General features: G+C 66.8%; 2 protein-coding genes. Both read right to left on the bottom strand.

The genetic code is table 11. The features are described from left to right. Nucleotides 1-180 precede the first annotated feature (180 nt). Nucleotides 181-705: an acetolactate synthase small subunit gene (gene ilvN / locus ABD350_RS26805; protein WP_030793132.1), complete on the bottom strand. Its 525-nt coding sequence runs from the start codon at nucleotides 703-705 to the stop codon at nucleotides 181-183. Between the two features lie 30 nt (nucleotides 706-735). Further along, the coding region (locus ABD350_RS26800) for a thiamine pyrophosphate-dependent enzyme (protein WP_344350979.1) at nucleotides 736-1,093 on the bottom strand (358 nt) is incomplete at its 5' end.

Genomic DNA, 1,093 nt, shown 5'->3' with positions numbered 1-1,093 from the left:
GCGACCTTGCGGCCCTGGATGATGGACAGGTCGGCGTCAGCGTCGTAGAACAGCTCGGCCACTTTGGGTTCTCTCCTTGTGTGCAGGTGGTGCGTCCCACCGTATGACGGCGGGCGGGAAGGAAGTTCGGGGGTCTCGGGATACGGGCGGCCGTTGATCGCCGGCCGCCCGCAACGGGTCTTATGCCGTCCGGTCGAGGGCGCGCAGCGAGCGGTCCGTGATCGAACGGGCACCGCGGCCGATCGCGATCGTGCCGGACTGGACCAGCTCCTTGATGCCGTACGGCTCCAGCATCTTGAGCATGGCGGACAGCTTGTCGCTGGAACCGGTGGCCTCGATGGTCACGGCCTCCGGGGAGACGTCCACGGTCTTGGCGCGGAACAGCTGGACGATCTCCACGATCTGGGAGCGGGTCTCGTTGTCGGCGCGGACCTTCACCAGAACGAGTTCGCGCTGCACGGCCTGACCCGGCTCCAGCTCGACGATCTTCAGCACGTTGACGAGCTTGTTGAGCTGCTTGGTCACCTGCTCCAGCGGCAGGTCCTCGACGTTCACCACGATGGTGATGCGGGAGATGTCGGGGTGCTCGGTGACGCCGACCGCGAGGGAGTCGATGTTGAAGCCGCGCCGGGAGAACAGGGCGGCGATCCGGGCGAGGATGCCCGGCGTGTTCTCCACCAGGACGGAGAGCGTGTGCTTGGACATGGTGTTCTGCTCTTCCTTGCCTGTTGACGGTCAGTCGTCTTCGTTGTCGCCGAAGTCGGGGCGGACGTCCCGGGCGGCCATGATCTCGTCGTTGGAGGTGCCGGCGGCGACCATCGGCCAGACCATCGCGTCCTCGTGGACGATGAAGTCGACCACCACCGGACGGTCGTTGATGGAGTTGGCCTCCTCGATGACCTTGTCCAGGTCCTCGGGGCGCTCGCAGCGCAGGGCCACGCAGCCCATCGCCTCGGACAGCTTCACGAAGTCCGGCACCCGGGTGCCCCGGGCGTCCGGGTTGACGTCGTCCGGGCCGCTGTGCAGCACGGTGTTGGAGTAGCGCTGGTTGTAGAAGAGGGTCTGCCACTGGCGGACCATCCCGAGGGCGCCG

The sequence above is a fragment of the Streptomyces nogalater genome (assembly GCF_039532885.1).
Classification (GTDB): domain Bacteria; phylum Actinomycetota; class Actinomycetes; order Streptomycetales; family Streptomycetaceae; genus Streptomyces; species Streptomyces nogalater.
Note: the sequence above shows the minus strand (reverse complement) of the source record. Positions and strands in the feature narration are given on the sequence as shown.

Excerpts from the sequence above, each read along its gene's own strand:
- ilvN (WP_030793132.1), bottom strand. The coding sequence starts at position 705 with ATGTCCAAGCACACGCTCTCCGTCCTGGTGGAGAACACGCCGGGCATC.